Source organism: Bacteroides faecichinchillae JCM 17102, assembly GCF_000614145.1.
GTDB lineage: Bacteria > Bacteroidota > Bacteroidia > Bacteroidales > Bacteroidaceae > Bacteroides > Bacteroides faecichinchillae.
The window spans coordinates 1-813 of record NZ_BAKK01000128.1 but is presented as its reverse complement, the minus strand read 5'-3'; the positions used below and the strand labels follow the sequence as shown (position 1 = coordinate 813).

1 protein-coding gene is annotated in these 813 nt (G+C 41.2%); it reads left to right on the top strand.

What is annotated here, in order from left to right:
• Positions 1–695 (top strand): tyrosine-type recombinase/integrase (locus JCM17102_RS21065; protein WP_025076572.1); only part of this gene is annotated, 695 nt, incomplete at its 5' end.
• Between the last annotated feature and the right edge of the window lie 118 nt (positions 696–813).

Sequence of the window (813 nt, the reverse complement as noted above, 5' to 3'; positions counted from 1 at the left end):
GCAGTATCACATCTGTAAAAAGATTGCGTCCTGCAAAAAAACTTCCGGAAGTAATATCGAGGGAAACAATAAAAGTCTTATTTGCATCAATGGATACAGGTTCTATGACGGGCAAGAGAGATTTTGCCTTGTTCAATGTCATGTACAGTACTGCAACACGTGTGGATGAAGTGCTTTCACTAAAAATAGCCGACGTCGCTCTTGGCAGTAAAAGTCCATGTATAAAGGTGACAGGAAAGGGAAGCAAACTCCGTTGCATATATCTTCTGAAAAGCGTGGCAAAAATTATCGGGCATTATATATCCGTGTTCCATGGGAACGCCCCTGTTCCATCGGACTTCCTGTTCTTCCCGATTAATGGTCGGAGAAATACGAAGTTATGTCAGGAGGCGGTGTCAAAACGGCTTAAGCTATATGCGTCTAAATCACCAATGATACCGGACAGTTTCCATTGTCATAGCTTGCGGCATGCAAGGGCGACCCACTGGCTGGAAGATGGTGTAAACATCGTACAAATCCAACGGTTGCTCGGACATGAAGGTATCGAAACAACCATGAGGTATGTCGGCATATCTAAAGAACAAATGATCAAAGCTCTTGCAGTAATGGATGATGCGACTACAAAAAACATTGAAAAGCATTATAAATCCCCCAAAGTAAAGAAATCTCTTGCCGCTGTCTTTGGTCTGAAGTAGCAAAAGCACAACAAAGTATGATTGGACAATCAAATTATTATCCCAACCTTAATTGCATATAAAAATCTGTTTTACAGGATATACGTTTCTTTGGTTGGGATAATAATGAAGTCGGGAT